The sequence below is a fragment of the Rhizobium sp. J15 genome (assembly GCF_002531825.1).
Taxonomy (GTDB): domain Bacteria; phylum Pseudomonadota; class Alphaproteobacteria; order Rhizobiales; family Rhizobiaceae; genus Rhizobium.
Genome location: NZ_NWSX01000037.1, coordinates 41000 through 59022, shown reverse-complemented (window position 1 = coordinate 59022; position 18023 = coordinate 41000). Strand labels below are relative to the sequence as shown.

Sequence of the window (18023 nt, the reverse complement as noted above, 5' to 3'; positions counted from 1 at the left end):
CAAAACGCTTGACAAAGAAGACAGTCGCTCTCCCCGCTTGCGGGGAGAAGGGAATAGGCCGCACCGTCTATGCCGATCTCTGCCGTGTGATATGGCAAGTCCCCTCTCCCCGTCAAAACGGGGAGAGGGTTAGGATGAGGGGCAGCCACTTGCTCGTCACGTCCTCAAAACAGAAGCGTCACACACCCTTATTCCCAAAATACCAATCAATCACCGGCAGCATCGCCCGGTTATACGGATAGGCCGCGTGATCGGCCGAGCGGATCGCCACGGCACCGGCGATCTCCTTGTCTTCGGCGACCAGCATGTGGGCCTCGATCCGCTTCACCATCTCGTCGGCCGTCAGGTCGAAGCGGAAGAGGCGCATCAGCGTCACCGTCCGGTTGGCGTGGCTGGCATAGAGCCCCTGCCCCGCCACGGCATCGGAAAGATCGAGGCCGGTCTCCTCGTGGACCTCGCGGCGCATGTTGGCCTCGATATCGCAGCGCCCGTCAACGATGTCCTCCGCCTCCAGCGAGCCGGCGGCGAAATAGACCTGGCCGGCATTGGCCGTGTGCGCGCCCATGCGGATCGCCACAAGCGCGCCGTCGGCGCTTTCCAGCACGGGATAGGCGAAGATGTGGATGCCGCCCTGGCGCTGCGGCTGGCGGCGCCAGTACATGAAGGCGGAAAACGGAGTGACGTAACCCTCGCCGGAAATCCCCTCCCGGCCGAGCGACAGCCGCTGCTGGAACACCAGGCGCCCGTCGAACAATGCCGGATTGGCGGCCGTCTCCTTCGCCCAGTTCTCGCGGATGTCAGTCTCCTCGGCGGCAACGAAAGGATGCGTGCCGGGCAGGACGCGGAGATCGACGCCCGCGATCGGGAAGACGGTGCTCTCGGGCGGCCAGCCGGCGAAATCGTCGGAAAAATCGGTGTCCGGAATATTCAAGCTCAAATTGGTTTTCATGGTCGCTTTCAGGGGAGATCCAGTGTCATGACGACGGGGCAATGGTCGGAGGCCTTCGGCCGGTCCCAACCGGTGCGGGGATAACGCTCCACCTCCTGCCCCGGCGGGAAGATGGTGCGATAGGGCTGGCCGTTGCGGATGATTTCAGGCAGGCGGCCGGCATTATGGGCGGCGAGTGCCGGCGAGAGCCAGAGATAGTCGAGCTGGCAGAGCCACTGCTCCTGCGGCCCGCGAGAGTGATAGAGCGTCCAGCGGTCGAGGGCCTCGCGGCGGCGCACGACGTTTTCGGCAAAGCCGTCGCGGCTGAAGACGTCAAGCGCGCTTTCGGCCTCTTGCTGATGTTCGAAGCGATAGCCGGCGCCGCGCCGGCCGATGACGTCGACGCGCTCCTGGTAGTCGTTCATGTCGCCGCAGATGGCGAAACTCTTCGAGGCTGTGTGGCCGGCCCCGAAGCGAGCCTCGATGATGCGGCGCACGGCCCGCGCCTCGGCCCGGCGGATCGGCATGGTCGACTGGCGCCCGTCGAGCCCGTCGCGCGGATTGCCCATCGATTTGAAATGCACGACATAGAGCGAGAGCGGCCTGCCGCCGATCAGGAGGTCGAGCTCCAAGCAATCGCGCTTGAAGATCTTGTCGTCGATGCGGCTGGTGAGCGCCAGTTCCTCGTCGAAGAGATCGAAATCGCGATAGGTGGTCATCGCATGGCTTCTGATATCCCGAAGCTCGATCTTCTGGCCGTCGCGCGTTTCCTCGCGCATCAGGACGGCAACGTCGATGCCGCGGCTGTCATTGCCTTCCACCAGGAATTTCTGCCGGTAGCCGTTTCCGACCATGCGGAAGAGATAGCCGTATTCGAAGGCATGCAGGGCGGCCATATTGTCGATTTCCTGCAGGCAGAGGATATCGGCATCCGCATCGGCAATCGCCAGCGCCGTCATCTGCCTGGTGTCGTCGGTCGCCGCGATCACCCGCGCCTGCTCGAGCTGCTGATAGACACCCTCGCTATTGACCTCGAAAAGCTTGATGACGCGGTCCTGGCGCAGCTGGTTGCGGAAGCCGGTGAAATCGAAACGGGTCAGCAGGTTTTCGACGTTGAAGGTGGCGAGACGAAGCGACATGGAATGAGTCCGGTTGCGGGCAGTACCTTAACCGGCAATCGCCGCAGGGAAAGACCGCAAGCCGAGAAATATGATGACAGGTGCCGTCTGCGCCTAGATATGGCTGGGCGGGCTTGAGGTGGCGTTATCGTGAGGTTGGCTGTGCCCGCCATCCGGACTGCTCGACGAGCTCCTGTTGCTCGAACCGCGGTATAAATCATTTGGGCTAAAGGTCTGGGTTCGTTCGCCCCGCTCCACGGACGGGCATCCCTGGAGAACACTCGCTGCACCCAAAAGAACCGCCGAAAGCACGAAAACGGATCGAATACGCTTTACTGGAATTGGCATAATAATATGTCCTTTCAACCAATCGATTATCGCGCGAGTTTTACTCTTCTCATACGCTTCTATTAATTTAGTCCGGCTCGGCACCACGAAGCCGGAAGAACTATTCAACTTTATGGTGATTCGAAAGAAGAGAACGGTAATTTTCAACTTCTATTGTCGAGCTTCAATTGCTGTCGTAGACGCCGACTCTCTATCCATCAAAGCCGCCAGCCCGCGCGGATGACGGCGCGCACGGCTTCACCAGGCACGACGGCCACGCGGCTGTAGGCGCGCAGCGTCTGGCCGTTGCCGAGCCTCAGCTTCACGGCGTAGCGCTCGCCCTCGAACCACACGGATTCGACGGTTGCCGGAGCCCCCTCGCCGCCGATGATCACATCTTCCGGCCGCACGAGAATATCGGCGCCATCGGTGTTGGCCGCCTGGAGCGCGTCCTGCAACTCATCCCATTCCAGCTGGCGTTCGCCGTCCATGACCGGCAGGGTCAGGATCGCGCCGCGCCCGATCAGGCCGCCGACAACGCGGCCCTCCGGCCGGGCATAGATCTCGGCCGGCGGCGCCACCTGCAGCAGGCGGCCGTCGGACATGACGGCGACGTCGGTCGCGAGCGCCATCGCCTCGCTCTGGTCATGGGTGACATAGATCATCGTGGCGCCCGAGCGCTGGTGGAATTCGCGGAAGGTCTCCTCCATCTCCTGCTTCAGGTGCCGGTCGAGATTGGCGAGCGGCTCGTCGAGCAGCACGACGTCGGGCGATGTCACCAGGCAGCGGGCGAGCGCCACGCGCTGGCGCTGGCCGCCGGAGAGATCGGCCGGCCGCCGCCCGGCAAAATCGGCAAGCCGCACGGTGGAAAGCGCCTCGCCGACCTTCGCCCGGTAGGCATCGCCGGAGATGCCGCGCACCTTCAGGGGGTAGCCGACATTGTCGGCGACACTCATATGCGGCCAAAGCGCATAGGACTGGAAAACCATCGCCATATTGCGCTTCTCGGGCGGCAGCGATTGCGCGGCATCGGCCAGCAGCCGCTCGCCGAGATGGATCGAGCCGTCGGAAGGCGTCTCGAAACCGGCGATCATCCTCAGAACCGTCGTCTTGCCGCAGCCGGAAGGCCCGAGCAGCGCCAGGAAACCGCCCTCGCGCACATCGAGCGAGAAATCGCTGACGGCAGCCCGCCCGGTGCCGAAATCCTTGGCCACCCGGTTGAGGATCAGCTTCGCCATGGGACCACCCCTTTCGGCAGGCGTTTGGCCAGGAGTTCGAGCAGCAGCATCATGACGACGACCATGAGAACGACGAGCACCGACAGCGCCGAGGCAAGGTCGGAGCTGCCGCTGTCGTCGAGATTGTAGATGGCGACGCCGAGCGTCTGGGTGCCGGCCGACCAGAGCAGTGCCGAGATCGTCAGCTCGTTGCAGGCGATCAGGAAGACGAGAATGACGGAGGCCCCGGCGGCCGGTGCAATCAGCGGCACGATGATATCGGAAAGTCTTCGGAAGAAGCCGGCGCCGGAAAGACGTGCCGCCTCCTCCAGCGCCGGATCGAGCTGGTGGAAGGCGCTGACGACGGGCTTCAGGCTGACGGCGAAGAAGGAGGAGAAATAGGCGAGAAGAATGATCCAGATCGTGCCGTAGAGCGAGATGTGGAGGAAGGGGATCGGTGCCGCGAAGACCAGGATGAAGGCGACCGCCATGACGATGCCGGGCAGCGAATAGGGTATCTCGATCAGGCTGGCGACGATGCGGGACACCGCATCCTTCCGCCGCGTCAGCGCATAGGCCGTAAGCACGGTCACCACCAGGAGACATAAGGCGGTGGCGCCGGCGAGCGACAGCGAATTGACGAAGGCGGTGCGCGTTATCGCCTGCCGGAACAGGATCTCCTGAAAGGCATGCAGCGACATGGTCTTGAAGGTGAGCGGTACGCCATAGGCCGGCACCAGCGCGCCGGCGACGAGCGCGAAGAAGGGAGCGGCGAGCATGAAGAACAGGATCGCCCAAAGAAGCGGCGTGAAGGCAAGCCGCCAAGGGCCGAGCGCCAAAGCCGCATTAGCGCCCGAAAGCCCGATGACGCGATAGTCGCGGCCTCTGAGCGCCCGGTCCTGGATCATCAGCCCGGCGACCGAGATCATCGCGATGATGCCTGAGAGCACCGCAACATCACCGAAGGTGCGGCTGGTGAAGGCGGAAAACTTGGTGAAGATGAGCGTCGGCAGCGTGAAGATCGAGGCCGGAATGCCGAGAATGGCGGGAATGCCGAAATTGCCGGTGCAGGAGACGAAGGAGATCGCGGCACCCGCGATGATGCCGGGCAGCGACAGCGGCAGGATGATATCGCGGAACACCCGCAAGCTGGATGCGCCGGAAAGCCGTGCGGCCTCCACGCCATCGCGCGGCAGCGTCATCAGCCCGGCCCGGAGCGCGAGATAGACGAGCGGCGCGTGCTGGACGCCGTAGAGCAGCGCGATGCCGCCGACCGAATAAAGCGGCTGCGGCGAGCCGAGCGGCGGAGCGATCGCGAGCGCCTTCAAGAGCGGGCTCGATGGTCCCGACATCTGCACCCAGGCAAGCGCCGTCACCTGCGGCGGGATCATCATGGGCAGCACGAAGAAGAAGCTGAGCGGCCCCCTACCCGGAAGGTCCGTCAGCGTCAGCAGGAAGGCGAAGAGGCAGCCGATCAGAAGCGAGACGATCGTGCCGAGAACCGAGGTGACGAGGGTGTAATAGGTCGCCTGCCAGAGCGACGCCTCGCTCAGCACATCGATGACGCCGCCGCTGGCAAAGGCCGCAATCCCTGCCATGGCAAGGCGGGCGAGCGGCAGCACGCTGAGGACGAGCACGGTGATGACGATAAAAGGAAACAGCCAGGCAGGCTGGCTGTTTCCCGATCTTGCAGAGAATTGCATGAAAGGATCAGTTCGAGCCGTAAATGCCCGAGAAGGTCTTCAGATCCTGGTCGGTATTCTTGAGCGCTTCGGCCGCCTTGATCGGCAGCACCTTGATCGTATCGCGCGCCGGGAAACCTTCCGGCAGCTTCATGCCGTTGCGGGCCGGGATATAGCCGAGCTTGAGGAAGCCTTCCTGGCCCTTTTCCGAGAGCACATAATCGACGAACTTCTTGGCGGCCTCGGCATTCTTGGTGCTGGCGAGGATGCCGACCGGCTCGGTGACGGCCGACACGCCTTCGCTCGGGAAGACGAATTCGACGGGCGCGCCCTTGGCCTTCTCGCGGATCGGCAGGTAATCGACGACCATGCCGTAAGCCTTCTCGCCCGAGGCGACCGACTTCAAGACGGCGCCGTTGCCGCCGGCGGCGATCGCGCCGTTTTCGGCGAGCGACTTGTAGAAATCCCAGCCGAGGCCGGGCACGGCGGCCAGCGTCTGGGCGTGGATAAGCGCCGCACCCGAAGCAAGCGGGCTCGGCATGGTGACGAGGCCCTTGGCTTCCGGCTTGGTCAGATCCTTCCAGCTCGCCGGCTTCATGCCGGCCGAGGTGTTGTACATGATGCCGGTGGTGATCAGCTTGGTCGAGTAATAGTAGCCGTCGGCATCATAGAGGGTGGCGTCGTATTGGGCGGCTTCCGGCGACTTGTAGGCCAGCAGCTTGCCCTCCTGCTTCAGGCGCTCCAGCGTCACCACGTCGGCGATCAGGAGAAGATCGGCGACCGGATTGCCGGCCTGGATCTCGGCCTGCAGCTTGGCGATGATCTTCGGCGTGCCGTCGCGCACCCAGTCGACCTTGATATCGGGATTGGCGGCCATGAAGCCATCGACGGTCGCCTGTGCGTCTTCGTTCGGCTGGCTGGTATAGAGAACGAGGTTTGCGGCCGAAGCCGGAATGGCAAGCAGGCTCGCGGCGAGAAGGGCTGCGGCGGAAACGATCGTTTTCATAGGGAGGGGTCCTCGGAATTGCGTCACCCCTCCCTTATTAGGGGTCGTTGACAGAGATGTGACAGGCGGTGGCAGGCTCCGCTTGCCGGCATCGGGCCGCGGCACTTGCGCGCCGCGGCCCGTTGGAGAAGGTTACTTCGCGGCCTCTTCGATGAGTTCCGCCACTTTCTCAGGATGCGAAACCATCACGACATGAGAGGCGCCGTCGACCACGACGGTCCGCTTGGACCCTGCCCGCTCGGCCATGAAGCCGAGGGCTGCGGCCGGGATGTTCTTGTCGCCGGTGCCGTAGACGAACCATGACGGCAGCTTCTTCCAGGCGGGCTCGCCGGATTTTTCGGTGAGCGCCGCTTCGGTGATCGGCCGTTGGGCAGCCGCCATCAGCGCGGCCTGTTCGGCCGGCACGTCGCTCGCGAACTGGTCATGGAATTTCGCCTGGTCGATATAGAGATCGACGCCGCCGCTGGCGAGTTTCACCGGCGCCGCCAACGCGCCGCTCAGCGTGCCGCCCGGAAACTTGCCGGCGAGATCTGCAACCGATTCACCGGCATCGGGCGCGAAGGCCGCGACATAGACCAGCGACTTGACGTTGTCGTGGCCATTCGCGGCGGCCGAGATCACCTGCCCTCCATAGGAATGGCCGACGAGGACCACGGGACCGGCGATGCTGCCGACGACGTCGGAGACATAGGCGGCATCGCTGGAAACGCTGCGCAGCGGATTGGCGGCCGCCACGACCGGGAAGCCGTCCTTGCGCAGGATTTCGACGACGCCGTTCCAGCTGGAGGAATCGGCAAAGGCGCCATGAACGAGGACGACGGTCGGCTTGGCCGGCTCGGCAACGGCAGCACCGGAGAAGAGAGCGCCCGCCAGGGCGACGGCAGCAGCAAGTTTGAACATTGGTCATTCCTTTCGTCGGTTGAGTGTCACAGGAGCCGAACCGGGTTCGCGTGTTCACGAGCTCTCGTGTTCGGTATATAATTTGTAAGCGATTTCTTTGTACACGATCTAATTAGTTCGTCTCGTCGGCGGCGTCAATAGCTTGCAAACAGATCGCGCACAAATTATATGGAACGGAGAGGAGAGCGTGATGAAAGACACCCCATCGAATGATCTCGCCGGTGTGCCCCAGATCGATGAAATGCTTTGCTTTTCAATCTATTCGGCCGGCCACGCCTTCAACCAGCTTTACCGCCCCCTGCTCGACGAAATGGAACTCACCTATCCGCAGTTCCTCGTCATGACCGCCCTGTGGGCGCGTGACGACCGCACGGTGAAGGATCTCGGCGAGACGCTTTTCCTCGACTCCAGCACCCTCACCCCGCTGCTGAAGCGGCTGGAAAATGTCGGCCTCGTCACCCGCAACCGAAATCCCGCCGATGAACGCCAGGTGCTCCTGCGGCTGACGAAGAAGGGACTGGCCCTGAAGAGCCGCGCCGCCCATGTGTTCGACTGCATCGGCAAAGCAGTCGGTCTCGACGCCGAGACCGTCGGCAAGATCCGGGACACGATCGCGTCGATCCGCGACAACATTCACGGCAAGGACAAGGACGAGGCCTGACGCGAGCTGCGCCAGGACGATTTCCGTCGACAAGCCGATAGCATATTGTACGATCCGTCTGCTGCCGGCACGCGCCATTGGTCAACACCGCAACGCGGCCCGAACTGCCGGTGCCCGCACTCTTGCCTAAGCCTCACGCAGGCGTGACCACGCCGCCATTGCCATCCGGCCGCGCTGAGGTACGTCAATCCTGTTTCGATGAAGGAGGAGTTTCAATGGAATATCGTCTGCTCGGCCGCTCCGGCCTGAAAATCTCGACATTGACCATGGGCACGATGACCTTCGGCGGCGTCGGCTGGGCAAAGATGGTCGGCGATCTCGGCGTCTCCGAAGCCAAGAAGATGATCGACATGTGCATCGACGCCGGCATCAACCTGATCGATACCGCCAACGTCTATTCGTCAGGCGAATGCGAAAACATCATCGGTGAGGCGCTCGCCGGCAAGCGGCCGCAGGGCGTGCTGCTCGCCACCAAGGCCCGCTTCGGCATGGGCGAAGGCCCGAACGACCGCGGTCTCTCGCGCTACCACCTGATCCGTGAATGCGAGGCGAGCCTGAAGCGCTTGAGGACCGATGTCATCGACCTCTACCAGGTGCATGAATGGGACGGCCAGACGCCGCTCGAAGAGACGATGGAAGCGCTCGACACGCTGATCCGGCAGGGCAAGGTGCGTTATGTCGGCTGCTCGAACTATTCCGGCTGGCACATCATGAAAGCGCTCGGCATCGCCAACGAACACAAATACCAGCGCTTCGTCAGCCAGCAGATCCACTATACGCTCGAAGCCCGCGACGCCGAATACGAGCTGCTGCCGATCTCGATCGACCAGGGCCTCGGCGTGCTCGTCTGGAGCCCGCTCGCCGGCGGCCTGCTTTCCGGCAAGCACCGCCGCAACCAGGCAGCGCCCGAAGGCACCCGCCAGTTCGCCGGCTGGACCGAGCCGCCGATCCGCGACGAAAACCGCCTCTGGAACATCGTCGAGACACTGGTCGCGATCGGTGAGGAGCGCGGCGTCTCGGCCGCGCAGGTGGCGCTCGCCTGGCTGATCGGCCGCAAGGCGGTCACCTCGGTCATCATCGGCGGGCGCACCGAGGCCCAGTTCCGCGACAATATCGCCGCCGCCGAGCTGAAGCTGACGGAGGAGGAACGCAAGCGCCTCGACGCCGTCAGCCTGCCGCCGATCCTCTACCCATATTGGCACCAGTTGAACACGGCGAGCGACAGGCTCGGCGAAGCCGACCTCGAGCTTTTCGGCCCGCATCTCCAGCCATAGCCCCGAGGCATTGCACGGCGGAGGATAGGCGTCACAAAAGATGCACTTTATCAGTGCTAGCATGAGATCCCGCCACCGCCAGGGAGGTTCTCATGCTGAAGAATTACAAGGTCCTGAAGGGTACGGCGAGCGCGCTCGCCCTCGATGACGACAACGATCCCCATATCGAGATCCGCATCGAGGCGGCAGGCGTCAGCTACCGCATCGCGCTCAACGTCCGCTCGAAGACGTCGCCGCACGACCTGCTCTACGCCAACATCGTCGATTTCAAGCACCAGGCGCTGACGGAGGCGCTCGAAGCTCTGCCGATGGGCCTGATCGACATTCGCAAGGACCGCCCGGAGCTTGCGATCGATTATGTCCGCGGCGGCCTGATCGAGCGCGAGGATATGGATGTCGCGCCCTTCCAGCTCTCCGGCCCGAAGAACGATCTGCGCGAATTCATCGAGCCGATCGTCGAGGAAGGCATTGCCGATCCCGACATTCATTTCTATGCCTTCGGCGAGGCCTGGGGGCCGGAGCACGACAAGCCCGATCAATATTTCGATTTCGAGCCCGGCAACGGTATCCACGACATCCACATGAACCAGGGCGACGGCGGCAGCTTCAAGGCCACCAACGGCCCGAACCAGGATGGGGCGCTGCTCGTCCATTTCACCGATACCGACGAATGGGCGGCGATTTTCCTCTGCTTCCAGTCGCAGAACTGGAACACCGATGCCGAGACCGGCCATCCCGTCTCCGAAAACCGCGGCGGCCAGGGCCGCGGCGAAGGCACGCGCCGGCCGCAGCCGGTCGTCGCCTCGTCGCTGCGCATCATCGCCGCGCTGATCAACCCGGTAAACGGCGAAGGCGGCATTGAGGCCGAGACGGTGACAATCATCAACCGCTCCGACATGTCGGCGTCGCTCGACGGCTGGAAGCTTGAGGATGAAAACGGCCGGACGCAGACGCTGTCGGGCACGCTTGCCGCGGGCGAGATCCGCACCATCGCACTCAACGCCGCCGCCGGCGGCCCGCAGCTCGCCAACAAAGGCGGCGACATCATCCTGCGCAACGGCGACGGAGCGGTGGCCGACCGCGTCGGCTACGGCAAGAGCGAAACGGCAAACGAGGGCTGGACGACGATCTTTTGATTGGGTGTCGGTCTCGGTTGGGTTCTCCCTCTTCTCCCCAGCGGGGAGAAGGTGGCCCGAAGGGTCGGATGAGGGGGCCACACGGCACGCCTGGGCCTGCCTTCGCTTGCGCTCAGCGCATTCGCGGCTCTGCCGCTCACCCCCTCATCTGCCTGCCGGCATCTTCTCCCCGCTGGGGAGAAGGGACTCGTGGCAGCGTCTCGCCCTGCTCGCCGCAATCACCCGCCGATCTCATCCGAGATCAGCTTGCCCAACCGGCCGATCCCATCCTCGATCATCTGCTCGTTGGCGCAGGAGAAGCTGACGCGGAAGGTGTTGGCGCCGGAGCCGTCGGCGAAGAAGGCCTTGCCGGGGACGAAGGCGACCTTGGCGGTTTCCAGCGATTTCGCGAGCAGCTTGGCGCCGTCCATGCCTTCCGGCAGCGTGATCCAGATGAACATGCCGCCTTCCGGCTTCGTCCAGCTGGTGCCCTTGGGCATATATTTCTCCAGCGCCGCCAGCATGCAGTCGCGCCGCTTGCTGTAGACGGCCTTGATCTTGGCGACCTGCGCGTCGAAGCCGCGCTCGGCGACATGGGTGATCGCGATCTGGTTGATCGTCGAGGAATGCAGGTCGGCCGCCTGCTTCATCAGCACCAGCTTGCGGATGACGGGCGCATTGGCGACGATGAAGCCGACGCGAAGGCCGGGCGCCAGCGTCTTGGAAAAGCTGCCGCAATAGATCGTGCGGGTGTTGTCGATATGACCCTTCTCGGCGATTTCGAGCGCCAGGATCGGCGGGATCGGATCGCCGTCGTAGCGCAGCGACTGATAGGCCGCATCCTCGATGACGGCGATATCGAGCTCTTCGGCGAGCGCCAGCACCCGCTTGCGGCCGGCGAGATCGACCGATTCGCCGGTCGGATTGGAAAATTCGGCGGAGAGATAGGCGAACTTCACCTTGCCGCCGGCAGCAGCAGCCGCGGCACGATAGGATTCCGGCGTCCGGTTCCCGCCCGGCGTCAGCTGGTCGTAGGCCGGCTCATAGGCATTGAAGGCCTGCAGCGCGCCGAGATAGGTCGGCCATGTCACCAGCGCCGTATCATTGGGCGACAGGAACAGCTTGCCGAGATAATCGAGCCCCTGCTGCGAGCCGGAAACGATGAAGACATTGTCGAGCCCGCAGGCAATGCCGAGCGCCGCCATCTGCCCGACCAGCCATTCGCGCAGCGGCTTATAGCCTTCGCTGACCGAATATTGCAGCGCCGAACTGACCGCGGCGCTTGCGAAGATATCGGCATAGGCCTGCTTGAATTCCTGATCGGGAAACAGCGCCGGATCCGGAATGCCGCCGGCAAAGGAGATGATCTCGGGCCGGTCGAGCAGCTTCAGCAGTTCGCGGATTTCGGATGCGCGCATGCGCGAAGAGCGCGACGCAAACATGGTGTCCCAGTTCAGCATGGGGTTTCCTCGTATTTTCTTAGCATTGCCCACAGACCACGCAGGGAAATTTATGTCAACAATACTGACCTATTTTCTTGTCCCCCTGACAAGTTTCAAGCGGCAAGTTTGTAGGTCTGGTGATTATGCGCGGCCACGCCGAGTAGCCTGCCCCATTGCATGAAACGATCACGAGACAAAATGGCCGCATTCAGACCTTTCCAAAACCGGCCTGGTGGCAGTAGTGTGCGCGCCATTATCCAATGGACTACCCAAGGTGCCAGCAATGATCGCGACGTCGACCTCTCCTGAAATCACAATCGAATTCCACAAGTCTCCCGTCTCCGACGCCGACCGCATCAAGGCACTGGAAACACCCGGCTTCGGTAAAGTCTTTACGGATCACATGGTCCTGGCACGCTGGACGCCCGACAAGGGTTGGCACGACGCAAAGGTGACGCCGCGCCGCCCCCTGGAACTCGACCCGGCAAGCGCCGTGCTGCACTACGCCCAGGAAATCTTCGAAGGCATGAAGGCCTATAAGGCCGACGACGGCCGCATCCTGCTCTTCCGGCCGGAAGAAAACGCCCGCCGCTTCGCCCAGTCGGCAGCCCGCATGGCAATGCCTGAGGTACCGGAAGAACTTTTCCTGAAGGCCGTCGAAGAGCTGGTCCGGGTCGACAAGAACTGGATACCGTCAGGCGACGCCAGCCTCTACCTTCGACCTTTCATGTTCGCTAACGAGGCATTTCTCGGCGTTCGTCCGGCTCAGGAATACATCTTCTGCATCATCGCCTCTCCGGTCGGCGCCTACTTCAAAGGCGGAGCGAAGGCGGTTTCCCTATGGGTCGAGACCGAATACACCCGCGCAGCCGCCGGCGGCACGGGTGCAGCAAAATGCGGCGGAAACTATGCAGCCAGCCTCGTGGCGCAAGCGGAAGCCGCCAAGAGGGATTGCGATCAGGTCGTCTTCCTGGATGCAGCAGAGCATCGCTGGGTCGAGGAGCTCGGCGGCATGAACGTCTTCTTCGTCATGAATGACGGATCGGTGGTGACCCCGCCTCTTGGCGGCACCATCCTGCCGGGCATCACCCGGGCTTCGGTGATCGCGCTCGCCGGAGAAAAGGGCCTTCGCGTCGAGCAGCGTCCCTACTCCTTCGAGGAATGGCAGGCCGACGCAGCCAGCGGCAAGCTCGTCGAAGCCTTTGCTTGCGGCACGGCCGCGGTGCTGGCGGGCATCGGCCTGGTTCGGCATGCAGGCGGCGAGTTCAAGGTCGGAGACGGACAGACGGGCAAGCTGACCAGCGAGCTGCGCCAGCAGCTCGTCAGCCTGCAGAAGGGCGCCACGAATGATGAGCGCGGCTGGACACGCCTCATCCCGGCCTAAACTTCAGACTTTCCACGCGAATGGCGGCGCCAACACCGACATGGTGGGCGCCGCTCTCCGCCTCGCCCGCAAAACCCGCCGGACTGTCGCAAACTCGCCGCTGCCGATGCAATCATCCATGCAGCGGCCGAGCGTCACGGCGATATCCGGACCTGCGACGCCCGTTTCAAGGGCCTTCCGCACCTCGTCCGCATCGATAAAAAGACTGACCCGCATGTGACCCAAGTGCTCGACGGCGGGCCGCCACGCCTCTATCACAAGATGGGGAATGGTGGCCCGGCATCAGGGACAGCTGACAGCCGGCATGTGCGGACGGGACCGAATTCGATGGCGAAAATGACGATCTCGCTTCCGGATAGTCTGGCGGATTATGTCGCGCGCCGTGTCGCAAGCGGCAGATACGAGAGCGCCGACGCATTCCTGGCGGAGCTGATCGTGAAGGACCAGGACCACCGCAAGCTCGACGACGACGAACTGCGCGACATTCTGAGGCAGGCCGAGGAAAGCGGCATCAGCGACCGGCGCATTCTCGATATATTGCTGGAAACGAAGGCGAAGCTGCGTGACAACTACCTATAGGCTGACCCGAACCGCCGATGCGGTGCTGTCGGGCATCGACGAATATGCCAGCCTGCATTTCGGCGAGGCGCAGGCCGATGCCTATCTCCTCGATTGGGACAGGATCTTCGTGCTTCTCTCGCGCGTGCCGTCCATGGGAGACGCGTGCGACGAGCTCGGCGCCGGCCTGCGCCGCCTCCTCCACATGCGCCACGTCGCCTTCTACCGCGAAATACCGGATGGCATTCTCGTCATCGACATCATCGGCGCCGACCGGCTTCCCGAAAGGCACCTCCAATCCACCCGACGCTCAGGATCGACCGGCCCGCATGCCCAATGACAGCACCTCCTCCTTCTACGCGGAAAACGCCGAAACTTACGCCAACCGCACGCGCAGCCTGCCGAAGCTCGAGCTGGACGCCTTCCTCGCCGGGCTAGCGCCGGGCGCCTCGATCCTCGAACTCGGCTGCGGCGCCGGGCAGGACAGCGCCTACATGCTCCAGCAAGGCTTCGACGTCACCCCGACCGACGGTTCGGCCGAACTCGCAAGACAGGCGGAGGCACGGATCGGCAGGCCTGTCCGCGTCATGCTGTTCCAGCACCTCGACGCCGAAAACGCCTATGACGGCGTCTGGGCGCATGCGAGCCTGCTCCATGTCCCCCGCCCCGAGCTGCCCGACGTCTTCGCCCGCATCCGCCGCGCGCTGAGGCCTTCGGGCCTCCTCCACGCAAGCTTCAAGGCCGGCGAAGCGGAAGGCCACGACGGCCTCGGCCGCTATTACAACTATCCCTCCGCCGCCTGGCTGTCGGACATCCTGACCAACGGCGGCTGGCGCGACATCGCCATCGCCGAGCACGACGGCGGCGGCTATGACGGCAAACCGACGCGGTGGCTCACGGTCAGCGCGAGGCAGTGAAAGGATCCGGCGAAGGCCAGGCCGCCTCACCGCACGACGTGCTGACGCCGGCCTCAGCTATCGTGCGCCGGCCGCCAATGCGGATAGGTGACATAGGCGGTCAAGGCGCCCTCCTCGTGCGAGCGGATGGTCACCGTCTCGCCCTTGGGCATGTAGACGATCTCGCCCGGGCCCGCGGTGACGGTGCCGGCGTCGGTCGAGACCGAGAGCCGTCCCTCCAGAACGATCATCACGTCGTCGACCGCCATCGTCTCGCTGAGGCTCTGGCCGGGGGCGTAGCGTCCGTAGCCGATGGTGATCGGCCCGCCGTCCCGCTCGTCGACCAGATTGCCGACGGATATGTCGGCCTCCTGCCCCGGGGAACACTCGAGCGATGCGTCGGCGATTGAGAACTTGCGCATTTTCATCGTCTGCCTCCCTGCCAAGGCGGAGGTAGCGCACCGGTCCGCTCCGCCAAGTGGATTGTGACGCATCGCCGGTTTGCCGCGGCGGTCTCCAACCTTACCAATCCGTATGTTGTGGCGGGCCTGTGCCGCTGGTTAGATGCGGACTTTACAGTGCGGGCACGACCAGGCGCATGAAAATCCTGCTTATCGAGGACGACGCCAAGACGTCGGATTATGTCTCCAAGGGCTTCTCCGAGGCGGGCCACGTCTGCGACGTGTTCGCCGATGGCCGCGACAGCCTGTTTCAGGCGCAGCGGGAAGCCTATGACGTCATCGTCGTCGATCGCATGCTTCCCGGCCTCGATGGCCTTGCCATCGTCCGCTCGCTTCGCGCGGCCAGGATCGGCACGCCGGCGCTGTTTCTGACGTCGATCGGCGGGGTGGACGACCGCGTCGAGGGGCTGGAAGCGGGCGGTGACGATTATCTCACCAAACCCTTCGCCTTCTCCGAGCTTCTCGCCCGCGTCAACGCGCTCGGCCGCCGGCCGCCGGTGCAGGAGCAGAAGACCGTGCTGAAGGTTGCCGATCTCGAGCTCGACCTCATCCGGCGCGAGGCCCGCCGCGGCGGTCAGGCCATCGAGCTGCAGCCGCGCGAATTCACGCTGCTGGAAGTGCTGATGCGCGGCGAAGGCCGGGTCATCACCAAGACGATGCTGCTGGAGCGGGTCTGGGACTTTCATTTCGACCCGAAGACCAGCGTCGTCGAGACCCATATCAGCCGGCTGAGGGCGAAGGTCGACAAGCCCTTCGAAACGCAGCTTCTGCACACGGTCCGCAACACCGGATACAGCCTGCATGCGCCTCGCTAAGCTGCGCCGGAGCACGCCGTTCCGGCTTGCCGTCACTTTCGGCGTCCTCTTCGTCGCCACCTTCATCTTCAGCGGCGCGATCATGTACCACATGCTGCGCGCCGGCCTCGAGCGCGACCTGGAACAATCGCTCCACGAGATGAATTCGCTGATCGCCTCGGCCTACCAGCCGCACGATACCGAGGATCTGATCAACACGCTGAACAATTATGCGAGCTTCCAATCGACCTCCGACGGGCTCTACTCGCTGATGGATGCGGGCGGGCGCAAACTGGCCGGCAATTTCGCCGCACCCCGAATCCCGAACGGCGTCTATACCGTCACCTCGCGTGACGTCGGGCTGAAGGGGCACGAACGCTACCGTATGCAGGTCTCGGCGATCGGCCCCTATACGCTGGTGGTCGCCGAAAACTTCAACGATGTCGACGAAATGCTGCGGATCGTGCTCGTCAGCTTCGAATGGGCTGCCGCGATTGCCGTGGCGACCGCCATCGTCGGCGGCGTCTTCCTGGCGTTTCGCGCCCAGGCGAGACTGGACAGGGTTGCCAACACCATGAACGACGTCGCCCATGGCGCGCTGCAGGCCCGCATTCCGATCACCGGAAACGGCGACGATCTCGACACGGTGGCCATCCAGATCAATGCGGCCCTGGAACGGCTGCAGACACTGGTCGAGAGCATGCGGCAGGTGAGCGCCGATATCGCCCACGATCTCAAGACGCCTCTCAACAGGCTGCGCCTGACGCTGGACGCCGCCGTGGCGCGAAACGACCGGCAGCTCGACGTTTCGGCTCTTCTCGATGAGGCGAGAAGCGAGAGCGACCGGATCAACACCACCTTCGCGGCACTCCTGCGCATTTCCCAGATCGAGGCCGGCGCCCGCAAGGAGCGTTTCCAGGCGACCGACATCGATGACGTGCTGGCCGTCATTTCCGAGGTCTATGCCGACGTAGCCGAAGACGCCGGCCAGTCCCTCGCAATCGCCGAGCGCTGCTCGGCGCTCGTCTGGGGCGACCGGGATCTGCTGACGCAGATGATCGCCAATCTGGTGGAGAACGCCATCAACCACTGCCCCGGCGGAACTGTCATCACGCTGTCGCTGCGGCGACAGGACGATCGCGCCATATTGGCGGTCGCCGACAGCGGGCCGGGCATTCCCGCCGAGGAGCGGGACAAGGTGTTCCGCCGTCTCTACCGCCTCGACAAGAGCCGCACGACTGAGGGAAGCGGCCTTGGCCTCAGCCTGGTCAAGGCGGTTGCCGACCTGCATTCGGCGGAGATCGCCATGGGCGACAACCATCCCGGCCTCACCGTTTCGATAGGCTTCCCGCTGCCGCCGGCCCATCTTTCCAGCCTCGCATCCGCAGCGCCGCAAGCCTGATGAAACGCGCCGCGAACCGGCGCACTTCCGCCGCCGTGCGATACGGTAGGACGCTCCACGGCCGGCGGCGGCCAAGCCGGTAGGTCGAGAGCCCCGCCTGTATCTGGGAATGCCGATCGGCCCGCTGGCTGACCGGAACGGGATCGACGAAACAAGCCTGCAGCCCCTCGTCGAATTCCAGATCGAACGCGAGATCATAGGGCAGCCGCATCGGAACCAGCCTATCGGCAATCCAGCCGGCGGCCTTGCGATTGATCAGATAGGCGCCCGAACCCTTCTCGCGGGTGAGCGCGATCGCAAGCGAGCGGGATGCCGTCAGCGGCTCCACCCTGTGCTTGCGGCCCGTACTCACTGTCGAAAGCCGCAGGATATCCCAGGATGCGTGATGATCGAGCGCGGCGGCGAGCACCTCGGCGAAGTCGTCGTCGAAATCGAGATCGTCTTCGAGAATGAGAGCGAATTCGCCGTTGCCGGCAAGGAAGCGCCTGGCACACTCGACATGGCTCAGATAGCAGCCGATCTCGAAAGGATTCGGCCTGCGGCCATGCCGGCGCAGATAGGACTGCCCGTCGAAATCGCGGCGCGGCAGGGATATGCCAACGCCGTCGACGGCCGCCACGCGCTCGAAGCCTATGCCGATCTCCGACAGCAGGCGCTCCATGCGAAACCGGCGAAGCTCCGCCCGGTCGAGATTGATGAGATAGGTATTGATCCGCAGGCTGACCGGATGGACTGCCGTGGCGATGGCGGCGGTTGCGGCGCGCATGTTCATGAGAGCTGGCCTCGACTTGGATGTGACGACGGCACCAAGCTGCGCCCGAAAACTCACGGGGACTTCGCCCGAACTATACAAATTCG

18 protein-coding genes are annotated in these 18023 nt (G+C 63.8%); 9 read left to right on the top strand and 9 right to left on the bottom strand.

Translation table 11 applies throughout. The features are described 5' to 3' along the window. Window positions 1-178: 178 nt before the first annotated feature. The 6 genes from CO670_RS24785 to CO670_RS24760 all read right to left on the bottom strand — a co-directional run bounded on the left by CO670_RS24785 (window position 179) and on the right by CO670_RS24760 (window position 7178). Window positions 179-949 (bottom strand): DNA mismatch repair protein MutT, encoded by a 771-nt coding sequence (locus tag CO670_RS24785; RefSeq protein ID WP_097592679.1) that lies wholly within the window; start codon window positions 947-949, stop codon window positions 179-181. A gap of 8 nt (window positions 950-957) precedes the next feature. Continuing rightward, window positions 958-2067, bottom strand: coding sequence for an endonuclease/exonuclease/phosphatase family protein (locus CO670_RS24780; RefSeq protein WP_097592678.1), 1110 nt, complete (start codon window positions 2065-2067; stop codon window positions 958-960). A 524-nt stretch (window positions 2068-2591) separates the two neighbouring features. Further along, window positions 2592-3611: an ABC transporter ATP-binding protein gene (locus tag CO670_RS24775; protein ID WP_097592677.1), complete on the bottom strand. Its 1020-nt coding sequence runs from the start codon at window positions 3609-3611 to the stop codon at window positions 2592-2594. Beyond that, window positions 3599-5293: an iron ABC transporter permease gene (locus CO670_RS24770; RefSeq protein ID WP_097592676.1), complete on the bottom strand. Its 1695-nt coding sequence runs from the start codon at window positions 5291-5293 to the stop codon at window positions 3599-3601. The genes CO670_RS24775 and CO670_RS24770 overlap by 13 nt, the downstream gene beginning before the upstream one ends. Before the next feature lie 7 nt (window positions 5294-5300). After that, window positions 5301-6278, bottom strand: a complete 978-nt coding sequence (locus CO670_RS24765) for an ABC transporter substrate-binding protein (RefSeq protein ID WP_097592675.1) — start codon at window positions 6276-6278, stop codon at window positions 5301-5303. 132 nt (window positions 6279-6410) lie between these two features. Beyond that, window positions 6411-7178 (bottom strand): alpha/beta hydrolase, encoded by a 768-nt coding sequence (locus CO670_RS24760; RefSeq protein WP_097592674.1) that lies wholly within the window; start codon window positions 7176-7178, stop codon window positions 6411-6413. A gap of 190 nt (window positions 7179-7368) precedes the next feature. Here CO670_RS24760 and CO670_RS24755 point away from each other — a divergent pair, with 190 nt between their 5' ends. The 3 genes from CO670_RS24755 (at window position 7369) to CO670_RS24745 (ending at window position 10249) form a co-directional block, all read left to right on the top strand. After that, window positions 7369-7839 carry a MarR family transcriptional regulator gene (locus tag CO670_RS24755; protein WP_097592673.1) on the top strand — a complete coding sequence of 157 codons (471 nt, stop codon included), beginning with the start codon at window positions 7369-7371 and terminating at the stop codon, window positions 7837-7839. A 215-nt stretch (window positions 7840-8054) separates the two neighbouring features. Beyond that, window positions 8055-9113, top strand: coding sequence for an aldo/keto reductase (locus CO670_RS24750; RefSeq protein WP_097592672.1), 1059 nt, complete (start codon window positions 8055-8057; stop codon window positions 9111-9113). Window positions 9114-9205: 92 nt separating this feature from the next. Further along, on the top strand, window positions 9206-10249 hold the full coding sequence (locus CO670_RS24745; RefSeq protein WP_097592671.1) for a DUF2278 family protein: 1044 nt from the start codon (window positions 9206-9208) through the stop codon (window positions 10247-10249). Window positions 10250-10467: 218 nt separating this feature from the next. Here the strand turns inward: CO670_RS24745 and CO670_RS24740 are convergent, their stop codons facing one another. After that, window positions 10468-11688, bottom strand: a complete 1221-nt coding sequence (locus CO670_RS24740; protein ID WP_097592670.1) for a PLP-dependent aminotransferase family protein — start codon at window positions 11686-11688, stop codon at window positions 10468-10470. Window positions 11689-11953: 265 nt separating this feature from the next. Here CO670_RS24740 and CO670_RS24735 point away from each other — a divergent pair, with 265 nt between their 5' ends. From CO670_RS24735 to CO670_RS24715, 4 genes are all read left to right on the top strand, one after another. Further along, complete coding sequence (locus tag CO670_RS24735) at window positions 11954-13054, top strand: branched-chain amino acid aminotransferase (protein ID WP_097592669.1); 1101 nt, start codon at window positions 11954-11956, stop codon at window positions 13052-13054. A gap of 327 nt (window positions 13055-13381) precedes the next feature. Beyond that, window positions 13382-13633, top strand: a complete 252-nt coding sequence (locus CO670_RS24725; RefSeq protein WP_097592668.1) for a transcriptional regulator — start codon at window positions 13382-13384, stop codon at window positions 13631-13633. Then, the gene (locus tag CO670_RS24720) at window positions 13617-13952 is read left to right on the top strand and encodes a type II toxin-antitoxin system RelE/ParE family toxin (RefSeq protein WP_097592667.1); all 336 of its coding nucleotides are present in this window, start codon (window positions 13617-13619) and stop codon (window positions 13950-13952) included. Before CO670_RS24725 ends, CO670_RS24720 begins: the two co-directional genes overlap by 17 nt. Next, window positions 13942-14529 (top strand): class I SAM-dependent methyltransferase, encoded by a 588-nt coding sequence (locus tag CO670_RS24715; protein WP_097592666.1) that lies wholly within the window; start codon window positions 13942-13944, stop codon window positions 14527-14529. The genes CO670_RS24720 and CO670_RS24715 overlap by 11 nt, the downstream gene beginning before the upstream one ends. 53 nt (window positions 14530-14582) lie before the next feature. Here CO670_RS24715 and CO670_RS24710 read toward each other — a convergent pair whose 3' ends face one another. Next, complete coding sequence (locus tag CO670_RS24710) at window positions 14583-14936, bottom strand: AraC family ligand binding domain-containing protein (RefSeq protein ID WP_097592665.1); 354 nt, start codon at window positions 14934-14936, stop codon at window positions 14583-14585. A 170-nt stretch (window positions 14937-15106) separates the two neighbouring features. Here CO670_RS24710 and CO670_RS24705 point away from each other — a divergent pair, with 170 nt between their 5' ends. Both CO670_RS24705 and CO670_RS24700 read left to right on the top strand, forming a co-directional pair. Beyond that, the gene (locus CO670_RS24705) at window positions 15107-15784 is read left to right on the top strand and encodes a winged helix-turn-helix domain-containing protein (RefSeq protein WP_097592664.1); all 678 of its coding nucleotides are present in this window, start codon (window positions 15107-15109) and stop codon (window positions 15782-15784) included. Then, complete coding sequence (locus tag CO670_RS24700) at window positions 15771-17165, top strand: HAMP domain-containing sensor histidine kinase (RefSeq protein WP_097592663.1); 1395 nt, start codon at window positions 15771-15773, stop codon at window positions 17163-17165. Before CO670_RS24705 ends, CO670_RS24700 begins: the two co-directional genes overlap by 14 nt. Here CO670_RS24700 and CO670_RS24695 read toward each other — a convergent pair. Then, window positions 17092-17937 carry a glycosyltransferase family 25 protein gene (locus tag CO670_RS24695; RefSeq protein ID WP_097592662.1) on the bottom strand — a complete coding sequence of 282 codons (846 nt, stop codon included), beginning with the start codon at window positions 17935-17937 and terminating at the stop codon, window positions 17092-17094. The genes CO670_RS24700 and CO670_RS24695 overlap by 74 nt on opposite strands. Between the last annotated feature and the right edge of the window lie 86 nt (window positions 17938-18023).